Annotated in this window: 21 protein-coding genes; 11 read left to right on the top strand and 10 right to left on the bottom strand. The window is 62.0% G+C overall.

Annotation, left to right across the window (positions count from 1 at the left end):
- Positions 1-735, bottom strand: a 735-nt coding sequence (locus tag OUZ52_RS15830) for a glycosyltransferase family 2 protein (protein WP_266159493.1), incomplete at its 3' end; no start/stop codon positions are given.
- A 292-nt stretch (positions 736-1,027) separates the two neighbouring features.
- Here OUZ52_RS15830 and OUZ52_RS15835 point away from each other — a divergent pair.
- From OUZ52_RS15835 to OUZ52_RS15850, 4 genes are all read left to right on the top strand, one after another.
- Positions 1,028-1,912, top strand: a complete 885-nt coding sequence (locus OUZ52_RS15835) for a hypothetical protein (RefSeq protein WP_266159494.1) — start codon at positions 1,028-1,030, stop codon at positions 1,910-1,912.
- A gap of 105 nt (positions 1,913-2,017) precedes the next feature.
- The gene (locus OUZ52_RS15840; RefSeq protein WP_266159495.1) at positions 2,018-2,917 is read left to right on the top strand and encodes a glycosyltransferase family 2 protein; all 900 of its coding nucleotides are present in this window, start codon (positions 2,018-2,020) and stop codon (positions 2,915-2,917) included.
- Complete coding sequence (locus tag OUZ52_RS15845; protein WP_266159496.1) at positions 2,914-4,101, top strand: O-antigen ligase family protein; 1,188 nt, start codon at positions 2,914-2,916, stop codon at positions 4,099-4,101. The genes OUZ52_RS15840 and OUZ52_RS15845 overlap by 4 nt, the downstream gene beginning before the upstream one ends.
- Positions 4,098-4,949 (top strand): glycosyltransferase family 2 protein, encoded by an 852-nt coding sequence (locus OUZ52_RS15850; protein ID WP_266159498.1) that lies wholly within the window; start codon positions 4,098-4,100, stop codon positions 4,947-4,949. Before OUZ52_RS15845 ends, OUZ52_RS15850 begins: the two co-directional genes overlap by 4 nt.
- Here OUZ52_RS15850 and OUZ52_RS15855 read toward each other — a convergent pair.
- From OUZ52_RS15855 to def, 5 genes are all read right to left on the bottom strand, one after another.
- Positions 4,946-5,932 carry a glycosyltransferase gene (locus OUZ52_RS15855; protein ID WP_266159499.1) on the bottom strand — a complete coding sequence of 329 codons (987 nt, stop codon included), beginning with the start codon at positions 5,930-5,932 and terminating at the stop codon, positions 4,946-4,948. The genes OUZ52_RS15850 and OUZ52_RS15855 overlap by 4 nt on opposite strands.
- Positions 5,919-7,658, bottom strand: coding sequence for an ArnT family glycosyltransferase (locus tag OUZ52_RS15860; protein WP_266159500.1), 1,740 nt, complete (start codon positions 7,656-7,658; stop codon positions 5,919-5,921). The genes OUZ52_RS15855 and OUZ52_RS15860 overlap by 14 nt, the downstream gene beginning before the upstream one ends.
- 161 nt (positions 7,659-7,819) lie before the next feature.
- Positions 7,820-9,139, bottom strand: coding sequence for a 16S rRNA (cytosine(967)-C(5))-methyltransferase RsmB (gene rsmB / locus OUZ52_RS15865; protein ID WP_266159501.1), 1,320 nt, complete (start codon positions 9,137-9,139; stop codon positions 7,820-7,822).
- The gene (fmt, locus tag OUZ52_RS15870) at positions 9,136-10,089 is read right to left on the bottom strand and encodes a methionyl-tRNA formyltransferase (protein WP_266159502.1); all 954 of its coding nucleotides are present in this window, start codon (positions 10,087-10,089) and stop codon (positions 9,136-9,138) included. Before fmt ends, rsmB begins: the two co-directional genes overlap by 4 nt.
- The gene (gene def / locus OUZ52_RS15875) at positions 10,086-10,595 is read right to left on the bottom strand and encodes a peptide deformylase (RefSeq protein WP_266159503.1); all 510 of its coding nucleotides are present in this window, start codon (positions 10,593-10,595) and stop codon (positions 10,086-10,088) included. The genes fmt and def overlap by 4 nt, the downstream gene beginning before the upstream one ends.
- 186 nt (positions 10,596-10,781) lie before the next feature.
- Between def and OUZ52_RS15880 the strand changes: the two genes are divergently transcribed.
- From OUZ52_RS15880 to OUZ52_RS15900, 5 genes are all read left to right on the top strand, one after another.
- Entirely contained in the window at positions 10,782-11,909 is a 1,128-nt protein-coding gene (locus tag OUZ52_RS15880) for a LysM peptidoglycan-binding domain-containing protein (RefSeq protein WP_266159504.1), read from the top strand.
- 112 nt (positions 11,910-12,021) lie between these two features.
- Entirely contained in the window at positions 12,022-13,164 is a 1,143-nt protein-coding gene (gene dprA, locus OUZ52_RS15885) for a DNA-processing protein DprA (protein WP_266159505.1), read from the top strand.
- A 128-nt stretch (positions 13,165-13,292) separates the two neighbouring features.
- The gene (locus tag OUZ52_RS15890; RefSeq protein ID WP_266159506.1) at positions 13,293-15,815 is read left to right on the top strand and encodes a DNA topoisomerase I; all 2,523 of its coding nucleotides are present in this window, start codon (positions 13,293-13,295) and stop codon (positions 15,813-15,815) included.
- Positions 15,816-15,888: 73 nt separating this feature from the next.
- Positions 15,889-16,461: an L-threonylcarbamoyladenylate synthase type 1 TsaC gene (gene tsaC / locus OUZ52_RS15895; RefSeq protein WP_266159507.1), complete on the top strand. Its 573-nt coding sequence runs from the start codon at positions 15,889-15,891 to the stop codon at positions 16,459-16,461.
- Between the two features lie 43 nt (positions 16,462-16,504).
- Positions 16,505-17,773, top strand: coding sequence for an AMP-binding protein (locus OUZ52_RS15900; RefSeq protein ID WP_266159508.1), 1,269 nt, complete (start codon positions 16,505-16,507; stop codon positions 17,771-17,773).
- A gap of 3 nt (positions 17,774-17,776) precedes the next feature.
- Here OUZ52_RS15900 and blaOXA read toward each other — a convergent pair whose 3' ends face one another.
- Entirely contained in the window at positions 17,777-18,616 is an 840-nt protein-coding gene (blaOXA, locus tag OUZ52_RS15905) for a class D beta-lactamase (protein ID WP_266159509.1), read from the bottom strand.
- 148 nt (positions 18,617-18,764) lie between these two features.
- On the opposite strand from blaOXA, the gene purD reads away from it, so the two are divergent.
- Positions 18,765-20,048: a phosphoribosylamine--glycine ligase gene (gene purD / locus OUZ52_RS15910; protein ID WP_266159510.1), complete on the top strand. Its 1,284-nt coding sequence runs from the start codon at positions 18,765-18,767 to the stop codon at positions 20,046-20,048.
- A 48-nt stretch (positions 20,049-20,096) separates the two neighbouring features.
- Here the strand turns inward: purD and OUZ52_RS15915 are convergent, their stop codons facing one another.
- Positions 20,097-20,522, bottom strand: a complete 426-nt coding sequence (locus OUZ52_RS15915) for a GFA family protein (protein WP_266159511.1) — start codon at positions 20,520-20,522, stop codon at positions 20,097-20,099.
- A 169-nt stretch (positions 20,523-20,691) separates the two neighbouring features.
- Between OUZ52_RS15915 and OUZ52_RS15920 the strand changes: the two genes are divergently transcribed.
- The gene (locus tag OUZ52_RS15920) at positions 20,692-22,566 is read left to right on the top strand and encodes an MFS transporter (protein WP_266159512.1); all 1,875 of its coding nucleotides are present in this window, start codon (positions 20,692-20,694) and stop codon (positions 22,564-22,566) included.
- 2 nt (positions 22,567-22,568) lie between these two features.
- On the opposite strand, the gene ampE is transcribed toward OUZ52_RS15920, so the two are convergent.
- On the bottom strand, positions 22,569-23,438 hold the full coding sequence (gene ampE, locus OUZ52_RS15925) for a regulatory signaling modulator protein AmpE (protein WP_266159513.1): 870 nt from the start codon (positions 23,436-23,438) through the stop codon (positions 22,569-22,571).
- Positions 23,439-23,488: 50 nt separating this feature from the next.
- Positions 23,489-24,123: NAD(+) diphosphatase (gene nudC, locus OUZ52_RS15930; protein ID WP_266159514.1), on the bottom strand; the 635-nt coding region annotated here is incomplete at its 5' end.

Below are 24,123 nucleotides of genomic sequence, written 5' to 3' on the forward strand. Positions count from 1 at the left end.
CATGCGCTTATAAAGGGCGTAGCTAGCGGCGGTCTGCGCGATCATGAAGCCGCGCCAGCCATCCAGAAAAGCCAGGCGAAACAGATAGTCTTTGACGAAGGCGAGCAGAAACACGAAGGGTGCTTGCCACATCCGCACCGGCTTTCCCTTGTCCAGCCAGTCGCGGCATTTCAGTTCCGCATAGCGCAGTACTTTCAATTGCTTATGCACCAGCGTGGGATTGTTGGCGTGGTTGAATGACGCTCGCAAGGTGGGTGCCTGACCGTCAAAGCGCAGTGACTCATGCACGCGGGCGTCGATCCAGCGAGCGCGGCCGCGGTGGTAGATGCGTGCCATTTTCTCGCCCATGGCGGGGCGGTACCAGCGCATGGGTCGGCCCATGTAAATGGTGCTGCGACGCAGGATAGCGGCCGGGCTGGCGCTGGCCATCAAGGCAGGTAGGCGTTGCTCCAGCTCGGCGGCCAGTTCGGCGGACAAGTACTCGTCAGCATCCAGCGCCAGGATCCAGTCGTGACTGCATTGGGTCGAGGCGAAGTTGCGTTGCGGCCCGAAGCCAAGCCAATCCTGATGAACTACTCGCGCCCCCAGTCCCTGGGCTACGGCGACGGTATCGTCCTCGCTACCACTGTCGATGACCAGTTTTTCAGCCGCAAACGGCACACTGTCCAGGCAGCGCGCAATGTTCTCGGCTTCGTTATGGGTGATGACGACGAGGGTAAGAGGCAGTTTTGGCATCGCCATATTCTAGCCCGCGCGGCCCAGAGGTGACGGTGTACGGGCGAAGACCGGGGGTAGTCACCGTGCGGTCGCGAATAGAGGGCGGGAGCAGGTTGAATTTTGTAAGATGCCCGACGCATTGCAGAAGACGTGTCCGTATACGTCGACATTGAGCTGCTGCGGATAGGTTGGGGAGATGCGGTGAGGCAGATGGCAGAAACTATGCACCGGTCAGGTCGAATAATGGGCGCCGTGCGGTTGATGGGTGAAGACATCCTGACGATGCATCGGCATGGTTGAGCAGCGTAATTTGATTCTCGGCGCGGCAGCCGGCTATGCGGCAAAAGATATCCGCCTGTTTCTGCAAAGCCTCTCGAAGACGGAGTTCCATGGCCGCCTGGTGCTTTTCGTCTACGCACGACAAATCGACGCCATTCGGGCGGCGATCAAGAGCTATGCGCCGTCGCTCAAGGTCGAGCTGATCCGGATCAAGGGGATCCGCGAACATGCCCGTTTCACGCGCTCATGCATCAAGCGGCTGTTTGCGCTGGCGCCGGCCGAGCGCTCGCCTGCACTGAAGCGCGCGCTGTTGAGATTCCAGGGTATGCTGCATGTCACGCGTTACTTTCACTACGAGGCGTATCTGGACGCACACCCCGGTTTCGCAAACGTGTTGTTGACGGATGTGCGGGATGTTGTCTTCCAAGCTGATCCGTTTGCGCAGCTGGAAACTGGCCTGTCCGTCGGCATGGAGACCGATCGGTTGACGATCGGCACCGAGCATTTTGATCGCGACTGGATTCTCGATGCCTATGGCGAGGCCATGTTGCAACGATTGGCGGACAAGCAGATTTCCTGCTCCGGTGTGACGCTGGGCGATCTGGCATCGGTGCGCGGGTATATCGGCAAGATGCTGCAAGAAATCCTGCGGCAGCCCTTCAGCAAAATGAAAACCCGGATCTACGACCAGGCCTTTCACAACAAAATGCTTCATTGCGGTGAACTGGCCGACGCCCATCTTTGTCAGCCGTGCTGCTCCCGCATAGCCACGGTAGGTTGCATGCAGCCGTCAGATTTCGTGCTGTCGTCACAGGGGCGGCTGTTGAATCAAGGCGGGCAGGTTGCACCGATCGTCCACCAATACGACCGCCACCCGGAGCTTGTGAACACCTTCTCGGCTTGGGTGTTCGCCTAGGCGGGTTCCGGCAAGCTCATCTTTAGGCAGGGTTACTATGCAACTGGTTAGCCTTTGCGCCCATCTGCCCGCGGCTGCGCGGGTCATACCGAAGAATTGACAGATATGCCGAAGCCTTCTGAGGCCAGTGTTTCCCTGATGGTCTCCACCTATAACTGGAAGGCTGCGCTAGCGTTGGTGTTGCGCAGTGTGGCGACGCAGAGCCGGTTGCCGGATGAAGTCATCGTCGCGGATGACGGCTCGCAAGAAGATACGGCCGCGCTGCTGCGGGATATCGCCCAGGACTTTCCGGTTCCATTGCGCCATGTGTGGCAGCCCGATGAAGGGTTCCGCCTGGCCCGCAGCCGAAATCGCGGTATTGCGGCGGCTCGCGGGGATTACCTTATCCAGATTGACGGCGACATGGTTCTGCATCGCCACTTTGTGGCAGACCATATGCGGCTGGCGCGGCCGGGGCGTTTTTTTCAGGGCACGCGCATCCGTACGACCGAGGCTGAAACCGCGCGTCTTCTGGCCGGCGGCAAGCCGCGTTTTGGCTGGTTCGTGGATGCCTATTATCGCGTCGAGGGTGATCGCAGTACCTACCATTTCGGGCGTCGCCATCACACGATGCGCATACCCTTGCTGGCGCGGCTAAAAGCCCGTGCCAGCGGTCATCCGATGGGCTGCAACGTAGGTTTTTGGCGCGAGGACTTGCTACGTGTCAATGGCTACGATGAGCGCATGCAAGGCTATGGTAGTGAAGATTTGGAATTGGACGTACGTTTGCTCAATGCGGGTTTGCGCCGCAGTCAGATCAAATTCGCCGCGCTTACCTTGCACCTGGAGCATCGCAGCGTAGCGCCGCCTGATCCTAGCGATCCCGCTTTGCCGAACAACCGCTTACTGTTTGCCAGTCGCGACGAGAAACGCGTACGCAGTGAATATGGCGTGGACACGCATTTGCATGAATTTGTCGAGGCACCGGCCGATCTGCGTACGGTGGTCAAGGCCTTGCATCGATGAGTACGGCCCAAGTCGATCACACTAGTTATCGCTGGTTGCGCAACCTGCTTGGCCTAGGTATCGCCTGGCTGATTATTGCGATGGCGGTGGTTCCCGCAGGGGTTTCTTACAATCCGAGCAGGCTGCATCAGTACAGCCTGGGCCTTACGATTTATTTGCCTGCACTCGTGTTGTTGGTGATACAGCCACGGAACCTGCTTGAGCTATGGCGCAAGCCGCTAATGCCTTGGGTGTGCTTATTGCTGGTGTGGGGCGGGGTCACACTGCTGTGGAGCAACGTAGAGCGGCCGGCGGATGAACTTGCCCGCAATGTCAGCATTTTTCTTTTCCTGGCCGCGTGGCAGTGCGGTTTGGGTAGTGACAAACATCGCATCCGGCAGCTATTGATCGGCTGCGCGGTGATCATGGTGCCGATCGCGCTGTGGGCCATCGTGCGATTTGCCATACGCCCGCCCGCCGACGAGCGGCTCGTCGTCGGTGCCGGTGTCATGGCCAATGCCAACCTGGCAGCCGGGGCGATGAGCGCCGTCTTGCTTTGGTTGTTCCCTTGGGAGTTCCATCAGCTCAAATACCGCGTTGCCAAATGGGTGGCGCTGGCGGTGTTGGGCTTGCTGGTGTTGTTGACGTTTGCCCGTAGTGCCTGGGCCGGATTGTTCGCTGCCCTGATTGTGATGGTGTTGTGCCGTGGCGGGCGCCGTTCGCTACTCTATGCAGGGCTTATCTTTCTGCTTGGCTGCCTGAGCGTCTTGCTGGTCATGCCGATGCTGACCGAGCGTGGCTGGTCATTGCGGCCAGAGATTTTCATGCAGGCCAAGCACTTGTTCCTCAAGCACCCTTGGAACGGGTTGGGGCAGGGTAGCGAGTTTCAGCTCCAGGCGGGCGGTGAAACACTGATCCATGCCCATAACATGTTTAGCCAACTGGCGATTGAACTCGGTTTGCCCGGGCTGCTGCTATGGACCGGTATCTGGCTGGCCCTGGGCTGGCGTGGCTGGTGCTATCGCCACGAGACCCTGGGCAGGATTGTGCTCGGGCTATGGGTGTTTGCGACGATCATGGTTCAATTCGATCTGCCGCATCTGTTGAGCAGCCCGCGTCCGGGCTGGTTGATTACCTGGTTGCCCTTGGCACTCAGCATGTCGCTGGGCCGGCGTAGCGCGGATAACACTGCTCTTACTTCATGAAAGTCTCGCTGATCGTCATCACTTACAACTGGCCCGCCGCGTTGGCGCTGGTGTTGCGCAGCGTTGCCGGGCAGACACACCTGCCGGACGAGGTGGTGGTGGCAGACGACGGCTCGAGGCCCGATACCGCTGCGCGGATTGCCGAGTTCGCCGCTGCTTTTCCGGTGCCGCTACGGCATGTGTGGCAGCAGGATCTCGGCTTTCGCGCGGCGCGCTGCCGCAATCGTGGCATTGCCGCCAGCCAGGGTGAATACATCGTGCTGATTGACGGCGACATGGTGTTGCATCCGTCTTTTGTCGCAGACCATGTAGCGCTGGCCGAGCATGGCTATTTTTTGCAGGGTGGCCGGCTCAAGGCGACCGCTGAGGAGAGTCAGCGCCTGCTGGCCGGTGGCCGGCCGGTTTTTGCGCCGTGGATACGCGCGAACTTTCACGAGTTCGATGGCACCCGCCGTTTGTACGCTTTTCGCCAGCCGCTGCTGGCGCGCTGGAAGGCGCGTTCACGCAAGGGCGGTCGGGTGATGAGTTGCAATATGAGTTTTTGGCGCGAGGACTTACTGCGCGTCAACGGCTTTGATGAGCGCATGGAAGGCTATGGAGCGGAAGATCGCGAATTGGCCGTTAGGCTTGAAAATGCCGGTGTGCGCAAGCGCCAGCTCAAATGGGCGGCGTTGGCTGTGCATCTGGAACACGCCACGCGCGCACAAGTGGACGTAGACGATCCCAGCCTGCCGAATAATCGATTGTTCCACGCCACCATCGAGCAACGCATCGTGCGCTGTGAGCGCGGTATCGATGGTCATCTGGCCGAATTTGCCGCCACGCCGAACGGGTTGGAGCATCCCTAGCGGCGTAGGTCACTCATGGCATCGCGCAACCGCTGGGGCAGCGCGGCGTGATTGTTATCGAACCAAGTGCGCGCCGCTTGCCCCAGTTGTGTTGCGGTGGCGTCATCCATCGCTAAACAACGTTCGATGGCAGCCTCCATGGCGGCGTCTGCAAAACCATAAAGTGTGGCGAGATCTTGTGTGCCCACCGGCTGTGCAGATACCAACACGCCACGCTCAGCTGCGACCAACTCGTTCATCGGCTCCGCATCCAGTGTGACAACCACGGCGCCACAACTCATCGCCTCGACCAGGTAATGCCCATAGCCCTCGGTTTGCGACGGACATAGATGAAAGCGGTGCTCGTTCTGTAACTGGCGGTAGGCCTCGTCGCTCAGATGTTCGCGAATAAGCGTCACATTAGCTGGCAGGGCGTCGATGTCGATGCGCTTGCGCCGCCACGCCACGGTCAGCATTGGCCAGGATGGATGCGCCGCCCATAAGCGCAGCAAGGCCAAGGTGCCTTTATTCGCGCTACGGCCGGGGCCGTGAAAGAACGCGTGGCGTGGTTGGATACCTGCTAATCGCCGATCTGTGCTGGTGAAACCGATATAACGCACCGGTGCGCCCAGTGCGCCGAACAAGCGCTCGGCGTGCCGGGTCTTGACCCAGACGGCGTCCATGCGAGACAGCGCGGCCTGGTCTTGCGGGCGAAAATACTCGGGGTTCGGGATCAGCACATTGCGGCGCGCGGCGCGCGCAAATTCCGGTCGGGTGCGCTCCAACATCAGATTGAGATCAAAGGTCGGGGCACGCCGGGCAAGACGCAGCTCGGTCAGCCATTCCGCCAGGCGGCCTCGATGTTGCAAAGCCGTGATCGTGGTGTCGCCACCGCCATCGCGCAGGGCGGCGGCGAGCAGATCCATATCGCGACTAAGGCCGGCGCCGTTATCGCGGCCGATCAGCTGGCAGCGCAATTCCTTGGTGGCATCAGCGGCTGGCATCGTCGGACTCGATAGCGGCGGCAGCATCGTCATGCGCGGCTGGCACGCAGCCCGGTATCACCGCGTCGGCCTTGAACAGCCACCACTGACGGCGATTGGCATAGCCCAGGTCGATGGCTTTGCCACGTTGCACGCAGTTGCCGAAGGAGCTGTCCTGCGCAAACAGCCAGCGCGTGGCGGGCGCTAGAGCCTGCCATTGCACACCGGCGGCGTATTGTGCCGGCACGGGTCGTTTGAAGCCGAAGTCCTGCGCGGGGCGTTCCAGCATCAGCAGGTTCTGCTCGGTCCAATCGATCAGGCCGACCTCGTCTTGCGGGCCGAGCTTGGCGCGCACGTCGCGCATCAATCCGGCCGAAGAGCTGGAGTCATTGAGCAGGGGGTAGGCCCACAGGCTCCATACCAGCCACATCGCGGTCATGCCACCGACGACGATCCAGGCCGCCTGGCGCAGACGTAGCGCGAGAATCAGCAGCCATTGAATCACGCCGATAGTGAGGCACATCCACCACAGCGAATTTTCGCCGGCATCGAAACCACGTGAGAGCGCGAGGTTGGTCGCGAATTTCGGGTGCGCCAGCAAGGCATAGGCGCCGAGCGCCAGCATGGCCGTGGCCATCACGACCATAAAAAGCAGGCCCAGTAGGCGCAGCCAGCGCTTTTGCAGCAGTTCACCGAGAAACGGCGCGGTAATCAGTGCCAGCATGGGCGCGGCCGGCAGGATGTAGACATCGCGTTTGCCCGGCGATGCGCTGAAGAACAGCAGCATCAGCAAAATCCAGCCCAGTGGCAGCAGGATGCGTGCGTCCTTGGCTTTCAGTCGTTGCCACCAGCGTGACAGGGTGCCGGGATACGTCAGTGAGAGCGGCAGCCAGCTGAACAGCAGGATAGGGATGTAAAACACCGGTGAATGCAGGTGATGCCAGGCATTGGCATAGCGGCCTGCGGTCTGCCGAAACAGAATGTCATTGACGTAGGCGGCGTAGGCCGGATTGGCGCTGCGCGCCTGTACCGCCAGCAGCATGGGCACCAGCCACAGTGCAATCGCCAGCAACACCGCCGGCAGACCGAGCAGCCAGCGCCACCAGGCGCCGCGTTGCATCAGCGCGATGCCATCCCAGCGCCAGCGCGCGGCGATGGCATAGGGAATCAACATCAGCAGCGCGATGATACCGACGCCCTTGGTGATTACCCCGAGGCCGGCGCAGAAACAGCCAAACCAGTAGGCGCGCCAGTTCGGCCCCAGCAGCATATGCCGCAGCAAGCCCCAGTTGGCCGCGGTAATAAAGAACACCACCAAGGGATCGATCTGCGCGCGCTTGACCTGATAGACAAACTGAAAACACAGCAGCAGCGCGGCGGCGGCATACAAACCCGCTTGCCGATTCCACAGGCGCCGGCCCAGGTCATAGATAAAAAACAGTGTGCCCAGCGCGGCCAGTAACGAAGGCAGCAAAAACGCCACGCGCCAGCTACGCGTCAGCGTATAGCTGGCGGCCTCGGCCCACATCAGCATCGGTGGCTTGTCGGAATACAGCTCGCTGCCGCGGTGGGGAAACAGCCAGTCGCCGCTATCGACCATTTGCTTGGCGGCCAGGGTGAACCGCGGTTCGTCCGATGGCCACGGATCGCGTAAGCCGATACCTGCGCCGATCACCACAATGGCAAAGATCAACAGCAGCCAGAAGTAGCGGCGTTCTTGGGCGGTGGCTTGAGCGGATGCGAGCATGGGCGAGATCTTGTGGCAGGGGCGTATATGCAATACGCGAAAACCTAGGGGTCGACTTTAGCCGCGATGCTCTTTGGGTTGGCTTATGCGGTCGTCGCGGCGACCCAGCGTGCGTCCCAAGTTGCACATCTGCGAGAGCGTTCGCATCGACCTGCCAATCTTTACAAGGGGCCGTGCTTTTCAACCACGGCATAGTACATGCCGTCGAGGTCACCATCGCCGGGCAGTACTTGCCAGCCCACGGCCGCGGCCTGACCGGCCGGCAGCGTGAATGTCAGCGCTTGCGCATGACTTTGTGTGGCCAGCCATTCGCCGACAATCGACTCATTCTCGGCGCGCAGCAGCGAGCAAGTGATGTAAACCAGCTGGCCACCGACGGCCAGTGTTGGCCACAGCGCCGAGAGAATGCGCCGCTGCTGTGCGGCCAAGGCGGCGGTGTCGCTATCGCGGCGATGCAGACGTACATCGGGGCGGCGGCGTAGCACGCCGGTGGCTGAGCAGGGGGCGTCGATCAGAATACGATCGAAGGGTTGGCCATCCCACCAGTCGGCGGGGGCGCCGGCATCCCCGATCGTGACATCGGCGCTGAGGCCGAGGCGGTCGAGGTTTTGCTGAATGCGCTGGGCGCGCAGGGGATCGAATTCCAGCGCCGTCAACGCTATATCCGCACGCTCCAGCAAGTGACAGGCCTTGCCGCCGGGTGCAGCGCAGGCATCCAGTACGCGTTGACCTGGTTGTACGTCGGCCAGGTCGGCGGCGATCTGTGCGGCACCGTCTTGCACCGCGAAGTGACCTTCGGCAAAGCCCGGCATCCGGGTGACGTCGCTGCTGTGCGGCAGAACGACGCCATCGGCCAGCCAGCTATGCGCCTGCGCCTCATAACCGGCCGCCTGCAGGCGTTCGATCAGTGTTTGGCGTTCGCTGCGGCGGCGATTTACCCGCAACATCAGTGGCGGTTCGCGATTGTTGGCCGCCATCACCGCATCGGCTTGATCCGGCCAATCGTGGGCCATCGCTTTCGCCAGCCACGCGGGGTGCGCATGACGTGTCTGTGGCTTGGCATCGAGGGCGGCGAGCAGCGCAACCCGTTCGCGTTGCCAGCGGCGCAACACGGCATTGACCAGTCCGGCCATGCGCGGGCGCTGCAGGGCGCGGGTGGCTTGCACGGTGGCGGCGACCGCGGCGTAATCGGGTAGCTGCAAGATTTCCAATTGCACCAGGCCAAGCACCAGGAGCGCATGCACGGCGGGCTCTTTCTGCCGCAGTGGATGCTCCAGCAGGCGATCCAGTGCGGCATCGAAACGTAGCCACCAGCGCGAGCCATCGCTAAGCAGCGCCATCAACAGGGCGCGATCGCGAGAGTCGGCCAGTTTGGGCGCGTGGCGCTCCATCACTTCGCGTAGCGAGGCACCACGCAAGGCGATTTCGGCAAGTGCTTGCGCAGCCAGGGCGCGCGTGTCGGTGGTTGCCGGTGGGGTCACGGCGCCTTGCCTGCAAGTGAACGCAGCTCGGGCCGGGCATTGAGATAATCGGTGGCACTGATGCGCTTGCCGCCAGCGCGTTGCAGCGCGGTGATGCGCAGCACACCCTGGCCGCAAGCAAGATCGATCCCTTCACGGCTGGCAGCCAGCACACTGCCGGGCAGGGCGGCATGTGACTGGTCCAGCGCGTGCGCAGCCCACAAACGCAACGGCTCGCCGGCGATCTCGCCTTCGCTGACCGGCCAGGGGTCGAAAGCGCGCACCTGGCGCTCGAGCTCGATGGCTGGGCGGTTGAAATCCAGTTTGGCCTCGGCCTTGTCCAGCTTGTGTGCGTAGACGACACCAGCGTCAGGCTGCGCGGTGGCAGTCAAGGTTTCGCCGGCCAGCGTTCGGCGCAGTCCTTCCAGCAACACGTCAGCACCAAGCAGGGATAAGCGATCGTGCAGGGTACCGCCGGTGTCGCTGCGGCTGATCGGCGTGCGTCGTTCAAGCAAGACTGGGCCGGTATCGAGGCCGGCCTCCATCTGCATCAGATCGACACCACTTTCGGTATCGCCGGCCAGGATGGCGCGTTGAATCGGCGCCGCACCGCGCCAGCGCGGCAGCAGGCTGGCGTGTACGTTCCAGCAGCCGAGTTGCGGGATGGCCAAGACCTTGCGCGGCAGGATCAGGCCGTAAGCCACCACTACTAAAAGGTCCGGTTGATAGGCGGCGAGTGCTTGTTGCGCTTCAGCGGGTTTCAGCGATTCCGGTTGCACTACCGCGATGCCGGCGGCGAGCGCGGCCTGTTTGACCGGGCTGGGGGTAAGTTTGCGGCCGCGTCCGGCAGGGCGATCAGGCTGTGTGTATACCGCCACCACCTCGGCGCCGCTGCTGCGGCAGGCTTCAAGGCAGGGGACGGAGAATTCCGGGGTGCCGGCAAAAACGATGCGTAACGGTCGGGCGCTCAACCGTTGGCCGCCTGCTTACGCTGCTTGTCCAGGCGCTTGAGCAGCATCGTGCGGCGTAGCGGCGACAGGTAGTCGACAAACACCTTGCCGGCAAGATGATCCATCTCGTGTTGAATACAGACCGCCAGCGGGCCTTCGGCGTCCACCACGATTTCGTTGCCGTCGACATCTTGTGCTTTGACTTTCACTCGCAGGGCGCGGGTGACATCGGCATAGATACCGGGGAATGACAGGCAGCCTTCTTGATAGACCTGGGCGCCGTCCTTTTCGAGAATCTGCGGATTGATCAGCGCCAGCGGCTCATTGCGCTCATCGCTCATATCGGCGACCAACACTTGCTTATGCACATTGACCTGGGTCGAGGCGAGGCCGACGCCGTTGGCGGCGTACATGGTCTCGAACATGTCGGCGACGAACTGCTTCAGTTCGGCGTCGAACACGCGCACAGGCTCGGCCTTGGTACGCAGGCGGGGGTCGGGAAATTCGATGATGGGCAGGGTCGACATGGTTCACCTAACAGCGTCGCAAAGGCGGGGCCTCGATGAAACCCGGCCCGGACGCGATCTAGAAAGGTCGCTATTGTACGCCGCCGTGTTGGCATCCGGCAGACGGTTTTGCCAACTGGCTCCAGTTGCGGGCCTAGACTGTTCGGCTAAACTCGCCCGAGCTTCAGGGGGTGGGGATTCTCGTTCATGATAAGAAAGTCCGTCGGACTGTTGGCCGGCATGCTGGTCACAGTCGCCGTTTACGCTGCGGGTGCGCAACTTCGTACCGATCATCCGGATACCTATACGGTGCGCCGTGGCGATACGCTATGGAGCATATCCGCGCGATTCCTGTCCAAACCCTGGCTGTGGCCGGAGATCTGGCAGGCCAATCCGCAGGTACAGAATCCGCATCTGATTTACCCGGGCGACGTGCTCAACCTCTCCTTCGTCAACGGGCCGCGGCTTAGCTTGCAGCCACGAGTGCGGACCGAGGGTGAGGCGATTCCGGCGATTCCGCTGGCGCAACTGCGCATGTTTCTTAAAGACACGCGGGTCATCGACTCCAACGAAATCCGTAACTCGCCCTATGTGGTTGGCTTTGAAGAAGCCCAGCTGCGTGGCACCGGCGGGCGAAATATCTATGTGCGCAATCTGAAGGCCGAGCCGGGCCAGCGCTGGGCCATCGTGCGGCCGACGCATGTGTTCCGTGGATTCGGTGCGCAGCGAGGGCATGGTCAAACCGACGATCTGGTCGCGCATAGTGTCGACAGCGATGTCAGCACCACCCGCGGACCCTGGAAAGAGGATTTCCGTAACGACGGCCACTATGGCCGCGGTAAAGATCTCGGTGTCGAAGTAACCGTGATCGGCACGGCGGAAACCTTGCGTACCGGCGATCCCACGACCTTGCTGTTGCTCGATTCCACCATGGAAATCCGCGCCGGCGATCGTGTCTTGCCGGTCGACGACAAGCCCTACGACCCGTATTTCTATCCGCACGCGCCGCAAACCGCCCCGGAAGACGCTCACGTCATTGCGTTTGCCGATGCCATGGATGCGGTCGGTTCACGCCAGGTCATCGCCTTGTCGATCGGCGCCAAAGACGGCGTCGACAATGGCCAGACCTACGCCATCTACCAGCCCGGCCAGACCATTCCCGACGACGTTGCCAGCAATAGCTGGGATCGTGGCACCGGTAAAGATGTCACTTTGCCGGAAGAGTTTATCGGCCATGTCATGGTGTTCCGCACCTTCGACAAGGTCAGCTATGGCCTGGTAATGGACAGCTTGCGCCCGGTGCACATCCGCGATCATTTGCGCACGCCAGAGTAGCCGGCTGATTTCAGCGTTCCCTGACACCACGGCGCGGCATTCCCGCGCCGTGGTCGTATCTGCACTACCCCTAGACTGAGTCTTCTCCCGAATCAACGAGCAGACTTTGGGCATGAATCAAGCCGAGACATGGCGTAGCTGGCTGATTTTGTTGCGTACACCGGGCTTGGGGCCGGGTGGTTTGCGCGAACGGCTACTCGCGGCTGATGGCGCTATCGATAACGTACTCAAGCAGTTACAGCGCCATGCCCTGCCGCTGAGCGATGAGGCAGTGGCCTGGCTGGATCGCCCCGACGAGGCGCGCTTGGCGGCCGATCTGGCCTGGCTGGCCGAGCCGGGCCATCGGCTGCTGTGCTGCACGGACGCCGATTTTCCGCTCTTGCTGGAAACCATCCTGCAGCCTCCGGCGGCACTGTTCGTAGCCGGTGATGCCAGTCTGCTGCTACATCCCCAGGTCGCCATCGTCGGCGCGCGCAGTGCCAGCACGGCGGGGCTGGCCCATGCCCGGGCCTTTGCGCGTGAGTTGGGGCTGGCCGGATTCACCGTCACCAGCGGTATGGCCGACGGTATCGATGGCGCCGCCCATGCCGGGGTGCTGGATGCCGGCTTGCCCACGGTGGCCGTGATGGGCACGGGACCGGATCGGATCTATCCGCGAAAGCACCATGCGCTGGCCCGGCGGATGCTTGCCCAGGGCGCCCTGGTGACCGAGTTCCCGCCGGGTACGGCCGCCCGCGCCGATCATTTCCCGCGGCGCAATCGAATCATCGCCGGGCTCGCGTTGGGCACCCTGGTGATCGAGGCTGGGCTGCAATCGGGCTCATTGATTACCGCGCGTTTGGCCGCTGAGCAAGGACGGGAGGTGTTCGCGCTGCCCGGTTCCATACATAATCCCCTGGCTCGCGGTTGCCATCGGCTGATCCGCGACGGCGCGCGGCTGGTGGAAAGCGCCAGTGAGGTGGTCGAGGCGCTGGCACCGGCGGCTGTCGCGTTGGGTGCTGAACTGGCAAGCCGTCTGAATGTCGGTGAGGGTTGCACGGATGCGGTTACAGCGGCAGGCGTGAGTGCTTGGCGTGCTGATTCCGACTACCAACGGTTGCTGGATGCCCTGGGGCATGATCCGGCAGCCTTGGATGAGTTAGTGGCGCGTACCGGTCAATCGGCGGCGGCGCTGTCTTCCATGCTGCTGATGCTAGAGCTGGAGGGCATGATCGAAACCTTGCCTGGCAACCGTTATCAGCGCCTTGCGCCTTGAGCGAAAGTCGTGTTTCACCACATTACACATAATCCGCGCTTGACAGCCGTCGAGTTGGCGTGGTCTCACTATATATATATGTCCGTTGCCCCAGGGTGGCGGTGGTCCGTTAGTGGAAACCCAGTTTCATGGCAAAAAACCTGCTTATCGTCGAGTCGCCGGCCAAGGCCAAGACGATCAACAAATACCTCGGCAAGGACTTTCAGGTCCTTGCCTCCTACGGTCACGTGCGTGACCTGAAGCCCAAGGAGGGCGCGGTAGACACCGAGCATGGCTTTGCCATGGCCTATGAGGTGATCGAGCGCAACGAGAAGCATGTCGATGCCATTGCCAAGGCCGCCAAGCTGGCTGACGACATTTATCTGGCGACCGACTTGGATCGCGAAGGTGAAGCGATCTCCTGGCATATCAGCGAGATTTTGAAAGAGCGTGGCCTGACCGAAGGCAAGCATCTGCACCGCGTGGTGTTTTCCGAGATCACACCGAAGGCGATCAAGGCCGCCGTAGCCAGCCCGCGCCAGCTTTCGCACGACATGGTCGATGCGCAGCAGGCCCGGCGAGCGCTGGATTACCTGGTCGGTTTCAATCTGTCGCCGGTGCTGTGGCGCAAGGTGCAGCGCGGTTTGTCCGCAGGCCGCGTGCAAAGCCCGGCGCTGCGCATGATTGCCGAGCGCGAAGAAGAAATCGAAGCCTTCAAGGCGCGTGAGTATTGGACGATCGAGGCGGCGCTGCGTCATCCCGAGAATGACTTCAGCGCCAGGCTGACCAAGCTCAACGGCAAGAAATTCGAGCAGTTCGACCTCACCAACGAACACGATGCGCTGGCTGCCAGAGCCGCGTTGAAAGCGGCTGCACAGGGCCGGCTCACGGTTAGCGAAGTCGGTAGCAAGGAGCGCAAGCGGCGCCCGGCGCCGCCGTTCACCACCTCCACCTTGCAGCAGGAGGCCGCGCGCAAGCTGGGCTTCTCCACCAGTCGCACGATGAAGGTCGCGCAGGGGTTGTACGAAGGCGTGGCGCTGGGCAGCGAGGGCAATGTCGGTCTGATCACCTATATGCGTACCGACTCCACCGCTTTGTCCGACGATGCCGTCGCCGAGCTGCGCCAGTTGATTGCCCGCGATTACGGCAACAAGGCACTGCCGGATGGCCCGCAGGTCTACCGCACCAAGTCGAAGAACGCGCAGGAGGCGCATGAGGCCGTGCGCCCCACCTCGGCCATGCATACGCCACGCGAGGTGGCCAGCTTCCTCAATGAGGACCAGCGCAAGCTGTACGAGTTGATCTGGAAGCGCACCGTGGCCTGCCAGATGATCCACGCCACGATGAATACCGTGTCGGTCGATTTTGCGCTCCATCACGTGGCTGGCGGCGATGCGGCGTTTCGCTCCACCGGCACCACCATCATCGATCCGGGTTTTCTCGCGGTGTACGAAGAAGGCCGCGACCAGAAAAGCGCCGATGACGATGACGAGGGGCGTCGCCTGCCCAAGTTGGCTGTTGGCGAGCAGGTGGCCTTGCACGATATTGCCGCCGATCAGCATTTCACCGAGCCGCCGCCGCGCTACTCCGAAGCGAGCCTGGTCAAAACGCTGGAAGAGCACGGCATTGGCCGCCCTTCGACCTATGCCAGCATCATCCAGGTGCTGCTGAACCGTGAGTACGTGCTGCTCGATAGCCGTCGCTTCAAACCGACCGATGTCGGCCGCGCGGTGAGCAAATTCCTTACCCAGCATTTCACCCAATACGTCGACTACGACTTCACCGCCAAGCTCGAAGATGAGCTGGATGCGGTCAGCCGTGGCGAAGAGGCCTGGGTGCCGCTGATGGAGCGCTTCTGGCAGCCGTTCAAGCAGCAGGTGGACGAAAAGACCGAGTCGGTCGATCGCAACGAAGCCACTGGTGCGCGTGAGCTGGGTGCCGACCCGAAAACCGGCAAGCCGGTGTCGGTACGCCTGGGCCGCTTTGGGCCGTATGCCGCCATCGGCACCAAGGACGACGAAGACAAGCCCCAGTTCGCCAGCCTGCGCCCCGGCCAGAGCATGCATACCATCACCCTCGAAGAGGCGTTGGAGCTGTTCAAGTTGCCGCGCAACCTGGGTCAGGCTGAGAATGGTGACGAGGTCAGCGTCGGTGTCGGCCGTTTTGGTCCCTTTGTGAAGCAAGGCAGCACCTATGCCTCGCTCAAGGCGGAGGATGACCCCTATACCATCGAGCTGCCGCGCGCGCTGCAAATCGTGCAAGAAAAACTCGAGATGCTGGCCAACCGGCTGATTCTGGATTTCGGCAATGGCGTGCAGGTGCTCAACGGCCGGTATGGTCCTTACATCACGGACGGCGAGAAGAATGCGCGCATTCCGAAGGATCAAGAGCCGAAAGAGCTGACCGAGGCGCAGTGCCTGGAACTGCTTGCCGCCGCCCCGGCCAAGAAGAAAGGCCGCTTTGGCGCGAAAAAGACCGCCACCAAGAAGGCTGCAGTCAAAAAAGCCGCACCTGCTACGAAGAAGACGGCGACCAAAAAGGCCGCGAGTACCAAGACGGCGGTCAAGAAAACGGCGACCAAGAAGACTGCCGCGAAAAAAGCCGCGGCGAAGAAAACGGCTACCAAGAAGGGCAGCAGCAAGAAAGCCACCGCTCCAGCCAAGAACAGCTGAGTGCCGCCCCTCCTCTGCATGGCAGGGGAGGGGCGCTGGTGGCTAGCAACGATTAACCACGCATAGGCCTTTCGTGCCCAAGCATTACACCCTCACCAACGTCGATGCCGCTGCCGCGTTGCTACGCGATGGCGGCGTGCTGGCTTACCCCACCGAGGCGGTGTTTGGGCTTGGTTGCGATCCAGGCAATCGGGAGGCACTCGAGCGTCTTTTTACATTGAAAGGGCGGCCGCCGACGCAGGGTGTTTTGCTGATCGCCGCAGATTTCGAGCAAATCGTCCGCTATATCGATCTGGCGGCCGTGCCGGAAGCGGTGCTGGCCCAGGTGCGCTCTAGCTGGCCCGGGCCGTCGACGTGGATTTTTCCGCGCACCGCGGAAGTCCCGGCGTGGGTGGCTGGCAACCATGCCGGTATCGCATTGCGCGTGACTGCACATCAGCCGACGGCGGCACTATGCCGTGCGTTTGGCGGTGCCTTGGTGTCGACCAGCGCGAACCCTCATGGCGAGGCGCCTGCGCGCGCGGTCGCGACACTGGAAGCTTATTTCGGCGATACGCTCGATGGCCTGCTCGATGCTCCTTTGGGCGGCCAGGCGCAACCCAGCACCATTCGCGACGCGCTCAGCGGCGCTATTATCCGCGGCTGACAGGTGCGGTAACGCACGCAAAGGATTGCCTGTGGAGAATGGCTTGACCACTGACGCTTACCAACGCGCTCACCCTGCTGCTGCGTGGCCATTGCTGAGTGCCGGCGATCCGCAACGCGTGCTCGCCTGGTGCGAAGGTGAGGCCATCAGCGCGGTACGTTTTCATGCGCAGGTGCGGCGGGTCGCGGCACAACTGCCATCGGGCGCGGCAGCGGTCAATTTGTGTGAGAACCGTTACAGCTTTCTCGTTGCGTTTTGCGCGATAGCCCTGCGCGGGCAGGCCAATCTATTGCCGCCATCGCGCGCACCGCAAGCAGTGGCCGAAGTGATGGCGGCCCATCCGGGCTGTTATGTGCTGGGCGAACAAGACTCGACCTCGGCAACGCATTCCTGCTGGCAACTACCGGCGTTAAGTGCCGAGCCGCTGACGCCAGAAGATTTTGTGCTGCCGCAGATCCCGGCTGACCAGCTAGTGGCGATTGGCTACACCTCGGGTTCTACCGGTGCGCCTAGGGCGAATCCAAAGACCTGGCGCAGTTTTCATGCCAGCAACGCCGGCAATCTGCGGATGTTGCAGGGGGTGATCGGCAAGCATTTCCACGTGGTCGCCACGGTGCCGCCGCAGCATATCTATGGCCTGGAAATGTCGGTGCTGTTGCCGCTGCTGGGTGAAATCAGTATTCATGCCGGGCGTCCTTTCTTTCCTGCCGATGTCGCCGCCGCCTTGGCCGAAGTGCCTGAGCCTCGCGTACTGGTCACCACGCCGGTGCACTTGCGTGCCCTGGTTGCATCGGGTGTCGAGTTGCCGGTACTTGCCGCGATGGTCTCGGCTACGGCACCGCTACCGACCGAGCTGGCATGGTCGTTGTACGACGGTGTCCATTTGCATCCGCAACCCGATGGCACGTTGATCGAAGCGCCACAACTGGAGCAAGCACTCACCCTGGCCGATATCGTCACGCTGCAAGATGACGGTCGGCGCTTTCAGTTGCGCGGCCGGCATGCCGACATGCTGGAAATCGCCGGCAAGCGCGCCTCGCTGGCTGACCTGACCCGGCGCCTGCTGGCGATACCGGGGGTGCGGGATGGCGTGGTGCTTCAGCTCGACGAGGCCGATACGATCGGTGTACGTCGCATCGCAGCCCTGGCGGTGGCGCCAGGGCTGGATGAGCATGCGATTCTCGCTGCCTTGCGTTGCGCCGTCGATCCGGTTTTTCTGCCGCGTCCGTTACGGCTGGTTCAGGCGTTGCCGCGTAACGAGACTGGCAAGCTGCCGCGTCAAGCGTTGCTTGGCTTGCTCAGCCAGCACTGACGCTTAGGGCGTCAAAGCGCCGAGCTGTTTCAATAATTGCTTGGTCAGTGGAACCCGGTTGGCTCCATCTTCGCCGCGGTGAATATCGATATTCATCGCAAAGAACCAGCGCCGTCCCTGACCTTCGACCCAGCCGACGTACCAGCCGATGTCGTCGGCCGGTTGGCCGTTACTGGCGTTCTGCGCGGCCTGGGTGCCCCAGCCGGTTTTGGCGTGCAGCACATAGCGAGGTTGCGATTCGGTGATGCTGATGCGCCGCACGGCTTCTTGCGCGCGTGGCGAGAATGGCAGGCGATCGTCGGCGAGCTGGCGCAGGAAGTCGATCTGCTGCTCGGCGCTGATCCGTAGCGATCCGCTCAGCCAGAATTGATCGATGCCGCCTTCGATGTTGCGATTGCCGTAACCGGCGCGGTTGATCCAGTCCTGCATGCGGGCCTGACCGGCGCGGCGGGCGAGCTCCTGGTATAGCCATACGGTGGAATAGCGCATGCCGCTAGCCAGGCTTTGGTCGCGGTTCCACTCCGCGAAGGGTTTGCCGCCGATGCTGCGCACCTTGCCGTCCCAGCGAATCACCTCGTACTCGTCTTTCACCGCGCCGGTATCCAGGGCCACCAGTGCGTTGAACAGTTTGAAGGTCGATGCGGGCAGGTAGGGGCGTTTTGCGCGCTCCGCATCGAGTACGTGCCAGGTATCGGCTTGCTCGTCATAGACCAGCAAGCTGCCGTGGGTACCGGTTTCGGCAAAGGCCTTGGCCCATTCAGGATGCTCTTGCCAAGTGGCGGCGTAGGTTCGCAACGGAAGGGTGAGCAATAGCAGCAAAGCGGCGAGCCAGTGCGGTTTCATGGCGATCTCCAGGGTGGGGCAGGCGAGCATAGCCATGGCCCTGGGCACTCAGCGGCTCGATCCATGGCAAACCTGAGGCAGCGCAACCCTTACAATGGGCGCCTGCGCCGCCCTTGGTCGGCGTTATTTCTAGGTATTCGGAGCAGGTATGAAAGTTCTCGTTATCGGTAGTGGCGGTCGCGAACACGCGCTGGCGTGGAAGCTCAAGCAGTCGCCACGGGTGAGCGAAGTGATTGTTGCTCCCGGTAATGCCGGTACCGCGCATGAGCGCGGCGTACGTAACGCCGATGTGGCCGTGACCGATCTCGACGGTCTGTTGAAACTGGCGCGCGACGAGAAGGTCGGGCTGACCGTGGTCGGGCCCGAGGTGCCATTGGTGGCGGGTGTCGTCGATCGTTTTCGCACCGCCGGGTTGCGCATCTTTGGGCCGCGGGCAGTGGCCGCGCAGCTGGAAGGTTCCAAGGCTTTCGCCAAGGATTTCCTGCTTCGCCACAACATCCCCACCGCACGCTATGCCGTGTTCACCGAACTCAACCCGGCCCTGGCCTATGTGCGCGAGCAGGGGGCGCCGATTGTCATCAAGGCCGATGGCCTGGCCGCAGGCAAGGGCGTGGTGGTGGCGTTGACGCTAGCCGATGCGGAGCTGGCCCTGCACGACATGCTTGGCGCGCATGCTTTTGGTGATGCCTCGGCACGTGTCGTTATCGAAGAATTTCTCGATGGCGAGGAAGCCAGCTACATCGTCATGAGCGACGGCAGCCACGCCTTGCCCATGGCCAGCAGCCAGGATCACAAGCGCCGTGACGAAGGCGATCTCGGTCCCAATACCGGCGGCATGGGCGCCTATTCGCCGGCGCCGGTGGTAACTGCCGAGGTCGAGAAACGCATTCTCAAGGAAGTGATCGAGCCCACCCTGCACGGGATGGCTGCCGAGGGCGCACCCTTCATCGGGTTTCTCTACGCCGGTCTGATGATCGACAAGAGTGGCGCGCCGAAGGTGATCGAATTCAATGTGCGCTTTGGCGATCCGGAGACGCAGCCGATCATGATGCGGTTGAAATCGGACCTGGTCGAACTGATCGAGGCGGCGTTGGATGGACGTCTAGCCGATATCGAGGCGCGTTGGGATCCGCGCCCCTCGCTAGGCGTGGTGCTGGCGGCGGGGGGCTATCCGGGCAAGGTGCGTAGTGCGGATGTCATCGATGGCTTGAGCCAGGACTTCGGTGCCGACGTCAAAGTGTTTCACGCAGGGACTCAACTGGATGCAAAGGGGCGTGCGATTACCGCCGGCGGCCGCGTGCTGACGGTGTGTGCCGTCGGCAAGGATATTGCCCTGGCGCGCGAGCATGCCTATGCCGCGGTCGGCAAGATTCATTACGAAGGCATGTTCTGCCGACGCGATATTGCCCATCGAGCCTTGCGCCGGCTTTAACGCGGCAGCCCTGCCAGGCCGGTCAGCGCTAACTGGCAGGTATCACCTTTAAGTGGGCATTTCGGGGTGTTGCGGTAAGTCGTCGGCGAGGATCAGCCAGGCTACTTTTCGCGATATCCAGATGTGCTCGGTCGGCGCAAAGCTATCCGGCTCGTCCAGCGAGCCGAGGGTTACCGCCACGGCATGGGGGTTGCTGTCACGCTCAGTGAAAAGCTGGCTGCCGCACTGCGCACAAAACCGCCGTAGCAAGTCGGCGGAGGAGCGCACTTCAGCGACATTGCCCTCGATGGTCACCGCATCTTTCGGAAACAAGGCTCGAGCGAAGAAGGCAGAGCCGGTGGCTTTCTGGCAGCGGCGGCAGTGGCAGACGCGCACATTGATCGGGTGGCCGGTCACCACGTAGCGCACGGCCCCGCAGAGGCATCCGCCGGTGTGGCGTAAAGAAATCGTTGCGCTGGCGGGACGATCGCTCATAAAAGGCATCTCTTGAAAGACTCAGGAGAGCAGTCTGGGCGGCACGACCGACCGCCGCAACCGGGGGTCAGGGACGGAGGCGTGGTTTCTTCAGAGGCTGCCACCGATGCACGTGCATGGGCGAGACGCATTCGGCTAGGCTGTGCCGATCCATCGGAAGGGACATCGCATGAGCCAATTCGTCTTGCTAGGCCGCCGCCGCTTCGCGCCGTTTTTCTGGACTCAGGCGCTGGGGGCGTTCAACGACAGTGCGTTCCGTAATGCGATGGTCATGTTGGCGGCGTTCCAGATGGGATTGCCGGCGGCGGAGGTGTCGCTATACACCAACCTCGCCCCGGCGCTGTTCATCCTGCCTTATTTCTTGTTCTCAGCCACCGCCGGGCAGCTGGCGGAGAAATTCGAGAAGACGCGAATTATCCGCTACGTGAAACTGTTCGAGATCACTGCGATGGTGCTGGCGGCCTGGGGTTTCCATACCCATAACTTACCGTTGCTGCTGGCGGTGTTGTTTTTGATGGGCGTGCATTCAACGGTGTTCGGGCCCATCAAATACGCCATCCTGCCGCAGGCGCTGAAGCAGACCGAGCTTGTCGGTGGTAACGGCCTGGTGGAAATGGGGACGCAGCTGGCGATCCTGATCGGCATGGTCATCGGCAACATGCTGATGCAGATGGCCGGCATCGGGCCGTATCTGTCGGCAGCGCTGACGATTGGCGTGGCGGCCGTGGGTTATGTCATCAGCCGCTCGATTCCGCCCGCACCGGCGACCGCGCCGGAGCTGAAGTTCAACTGGAATCCTGTCAGCGAAACCGTGCGCGTGCTTGGCATCACTCGCCGGGATCGTGCGGTATTCAATGCGGTGCTCGGTATTTCGTGGTTCTGGTTCTTCGGTACCGTGTTGGTAGCGCAGCTGCCGAACTATACGAAGCTGAATCTCGGTGGCGATGCCTCGGTGCAGACGCTGGTGTTGACCTTGTTTTCGCTGGGCACCGGTATCGGTTCGTTGCTATGCGAAAAAATGTCCGGCAAACGGGTCGAGATTGGCCTGGTGCCGTTGGGCGCCTTCGGCTTGACCGCGTTTGGCGTCGACCTGTTTTTCGCACGGCATGGCGCGGCGCCGATGCTGGGGCTGACCTGGTGGTCGTTCCTGCATGCCGCTGGTAGCTGGCGCATTGTGCTGGACCTCACCCTGATCGGTGTATTCGCTGGCTTCTACGTCGTGCCGCTGTTTGCCTTCGTACAGGCGCGCGCTCCGCGCGAGCAGCTGTCGCGGGTGATCGCCGGTAACAACATCCTCAATGCGTTGTTAATCGTCGCGGCCTCGATGTTTGGGCTGGGGCTTGGCTTGATCGGGTTCAGCGCGCCACAGATTTTTCTCGCCGCGGCGCTGCTCAATGTGCTGGTGGCGGTCTACATTTTTACCCTGGTACCCGAATTCTTGATGCGCTTCATCACCTGGGTGCTGGTCAATACGCTGTACCGAATCCGCGTGGATGGCATGGAGAACATTCCCGAAGAGGGGCCGGCTTTGCTGGTTTGCAACCACGTCAGTTTCATGGATCCGCTGATCCTGATGGCCAACTTGCGCCGCCCGGCTCGCTTCGTGATGTATTACAAGATCTTCAATATCCCGCTGCTCAAGTTTGTTTTCCATACGGCCAAAGCGATCCCGATTGCCGGGCAAAAAGAAGATCCGGCCGTACTGCAGCGAGCTTATGACGCAGTCGATGCGGCCTTGGCAGATGGCGAGCTGGTCTGCATCTTTCCCGAGGGCGGCCTGACGCGTGATGGTGCGATTGCCCCATTCCGGCCGGGTGTCGAGAAAATTCTCGCGCGCCGTCAGGTGCTGGTCGTGGCAATGGCATTGCGTGGCTTGTGGGGCAGTATCTGGAGCCGGCGTGATTCGATGCTGCGTCGGGCGCGGCTGCCGCGGCGTTTCCGTGCGCGAGTGGAGTTGGTGGTCGACGCACCGCATTCGCCTGGGCAGGCGGATGCGTCACTGCTAGAGGCGCGAGTGCGCGAGTTGCGCGGCGATTTTGCCTAGTCTCAGCTAAGCCAGCCAGCGAGTACGATCAGCGCCACCACACTCAGCCAGGCAAGCAGCGCGCGTAGCAAGGCGCCGCGTAGACGCATCAATTCGACCAGTGGATCGCTGCGTTCTTCCACGTAACCGTCGCCGGCGACGATATCGATCAGAATATCGGCGCGAGCGGCGGCACCGAGAAAGCCTGGGCCATCGCTGTACCAACTGGTCGGCGCGGCATGCTGGTGCCAGCGCCGCCAGGCGCCGATGACGGCATCCCAATGCCCGACCAGGGCCAGGGTAAATACCATCAGCTGGGCAGGAATCCAGTCCAGTGCGTTGGCCAATGAGCGAGCCAGCGCGCGCGCCTGGCTGTCCATAGTCAGTGAGCCATCGCGGCCCAATGTTTGCGCCAGCCGGTACAACAGCGCGCCAAAGGGGCCCAGTAAGAAGAACCACAACAACACGCCGAAGCGACGGCGCAGGGCCGCATAAACCACCGCTTCGCCCAGCTCAGGCGCGCGCCAGGTGACCTTTTCGCCATCATCGCTCAACGCTTGCGCAGCGGCCTCTCGACTGACCGCGTCAGGGGCTTTCAGAATGGCTTCGAGATCGGCTTCATAAGCATGTGGACCAAAGCAATACAGCAAGACCACCAGTGAAAAGGCCAACCGCAACAGGTTGGCCATTGGCAGCAGGCCAAGCACCCATAGCACGACCAGGCAGGCAGCCAACGGCAGCAGCAAGGTCAGCACGACGCGGCCGGGGCCGCTGGTATCCGCTAGCTGCGCTACCCAGCGGCGAAAGCCACCATCGCCGCGCCAATGCGCGAGTTGCGGCATGAAATGCAACAGGCCCAGGGCGATAAGGGCGGTAAGCAGGCTGATTGCCATGGATGGGGGCTCCTGGTCGTTGCGTGCATTGTAGCCGCGCGCTCAGCGACTTAAGCAGTTCTTGCCAGGGTATCGAGATCCAGCCCCGCGCGCTGTTTCAACCAGTGCGACAGCAACTGGTAGGAGACAGACAGTCGTGTCGGCGTCAGGAAGCTGCCATCGGCCAGGCCGTCGACAATTTGCTGCGGGGTGAACCAGCGCGCTTCTTCCAGTTCGCGATCGCGCAAACGGATATCGGGCGAGATGGCGTTGGCGGTAAAGCCAACCATTAGCGAGGCCGGCAATGGCCATGGCTGCGACGAGTGGTAATGCACATCGCCGACGATGACTCCTGATTCTTCGGCGATCTCACGGCGCACCGCATCTTCCAGTGACTCGCCTGGTTCGACGAAGCCAGCCAGGGTGGAGTAACGCCCTTCGGGCCAGCCGGTCTGGCGACCCAGCAGGCAAGCGCCTTGGTATTCGACGATGGCGATGATGGCAGCATCTGTACGCGGAAAATGCAGGCGGCCGCAGGCGTCATTGGTGCATTGAGCACGGTGGCCCGAGGCCACCAGGATCAGCGGTGCGGCACAGCGTGCACAAAACCGAGTTTCGCGCTGCCAGTGGGCCAGGCCTTTGGCATAGGCGAACAATCCCGCCTCATCCGCTGGCAGCAACAAGCCGGCTTCGCGCAAACCCATGC

Source organism: Dyella silvatica (assembly GCF_026283955.1).
GTDB lineage: Bacteria > Pseudomonadota > Gammaproteobacteria > Xanthomonadales > Rhodanobacteraceae > Dyella_C > Dyella_C silvatica.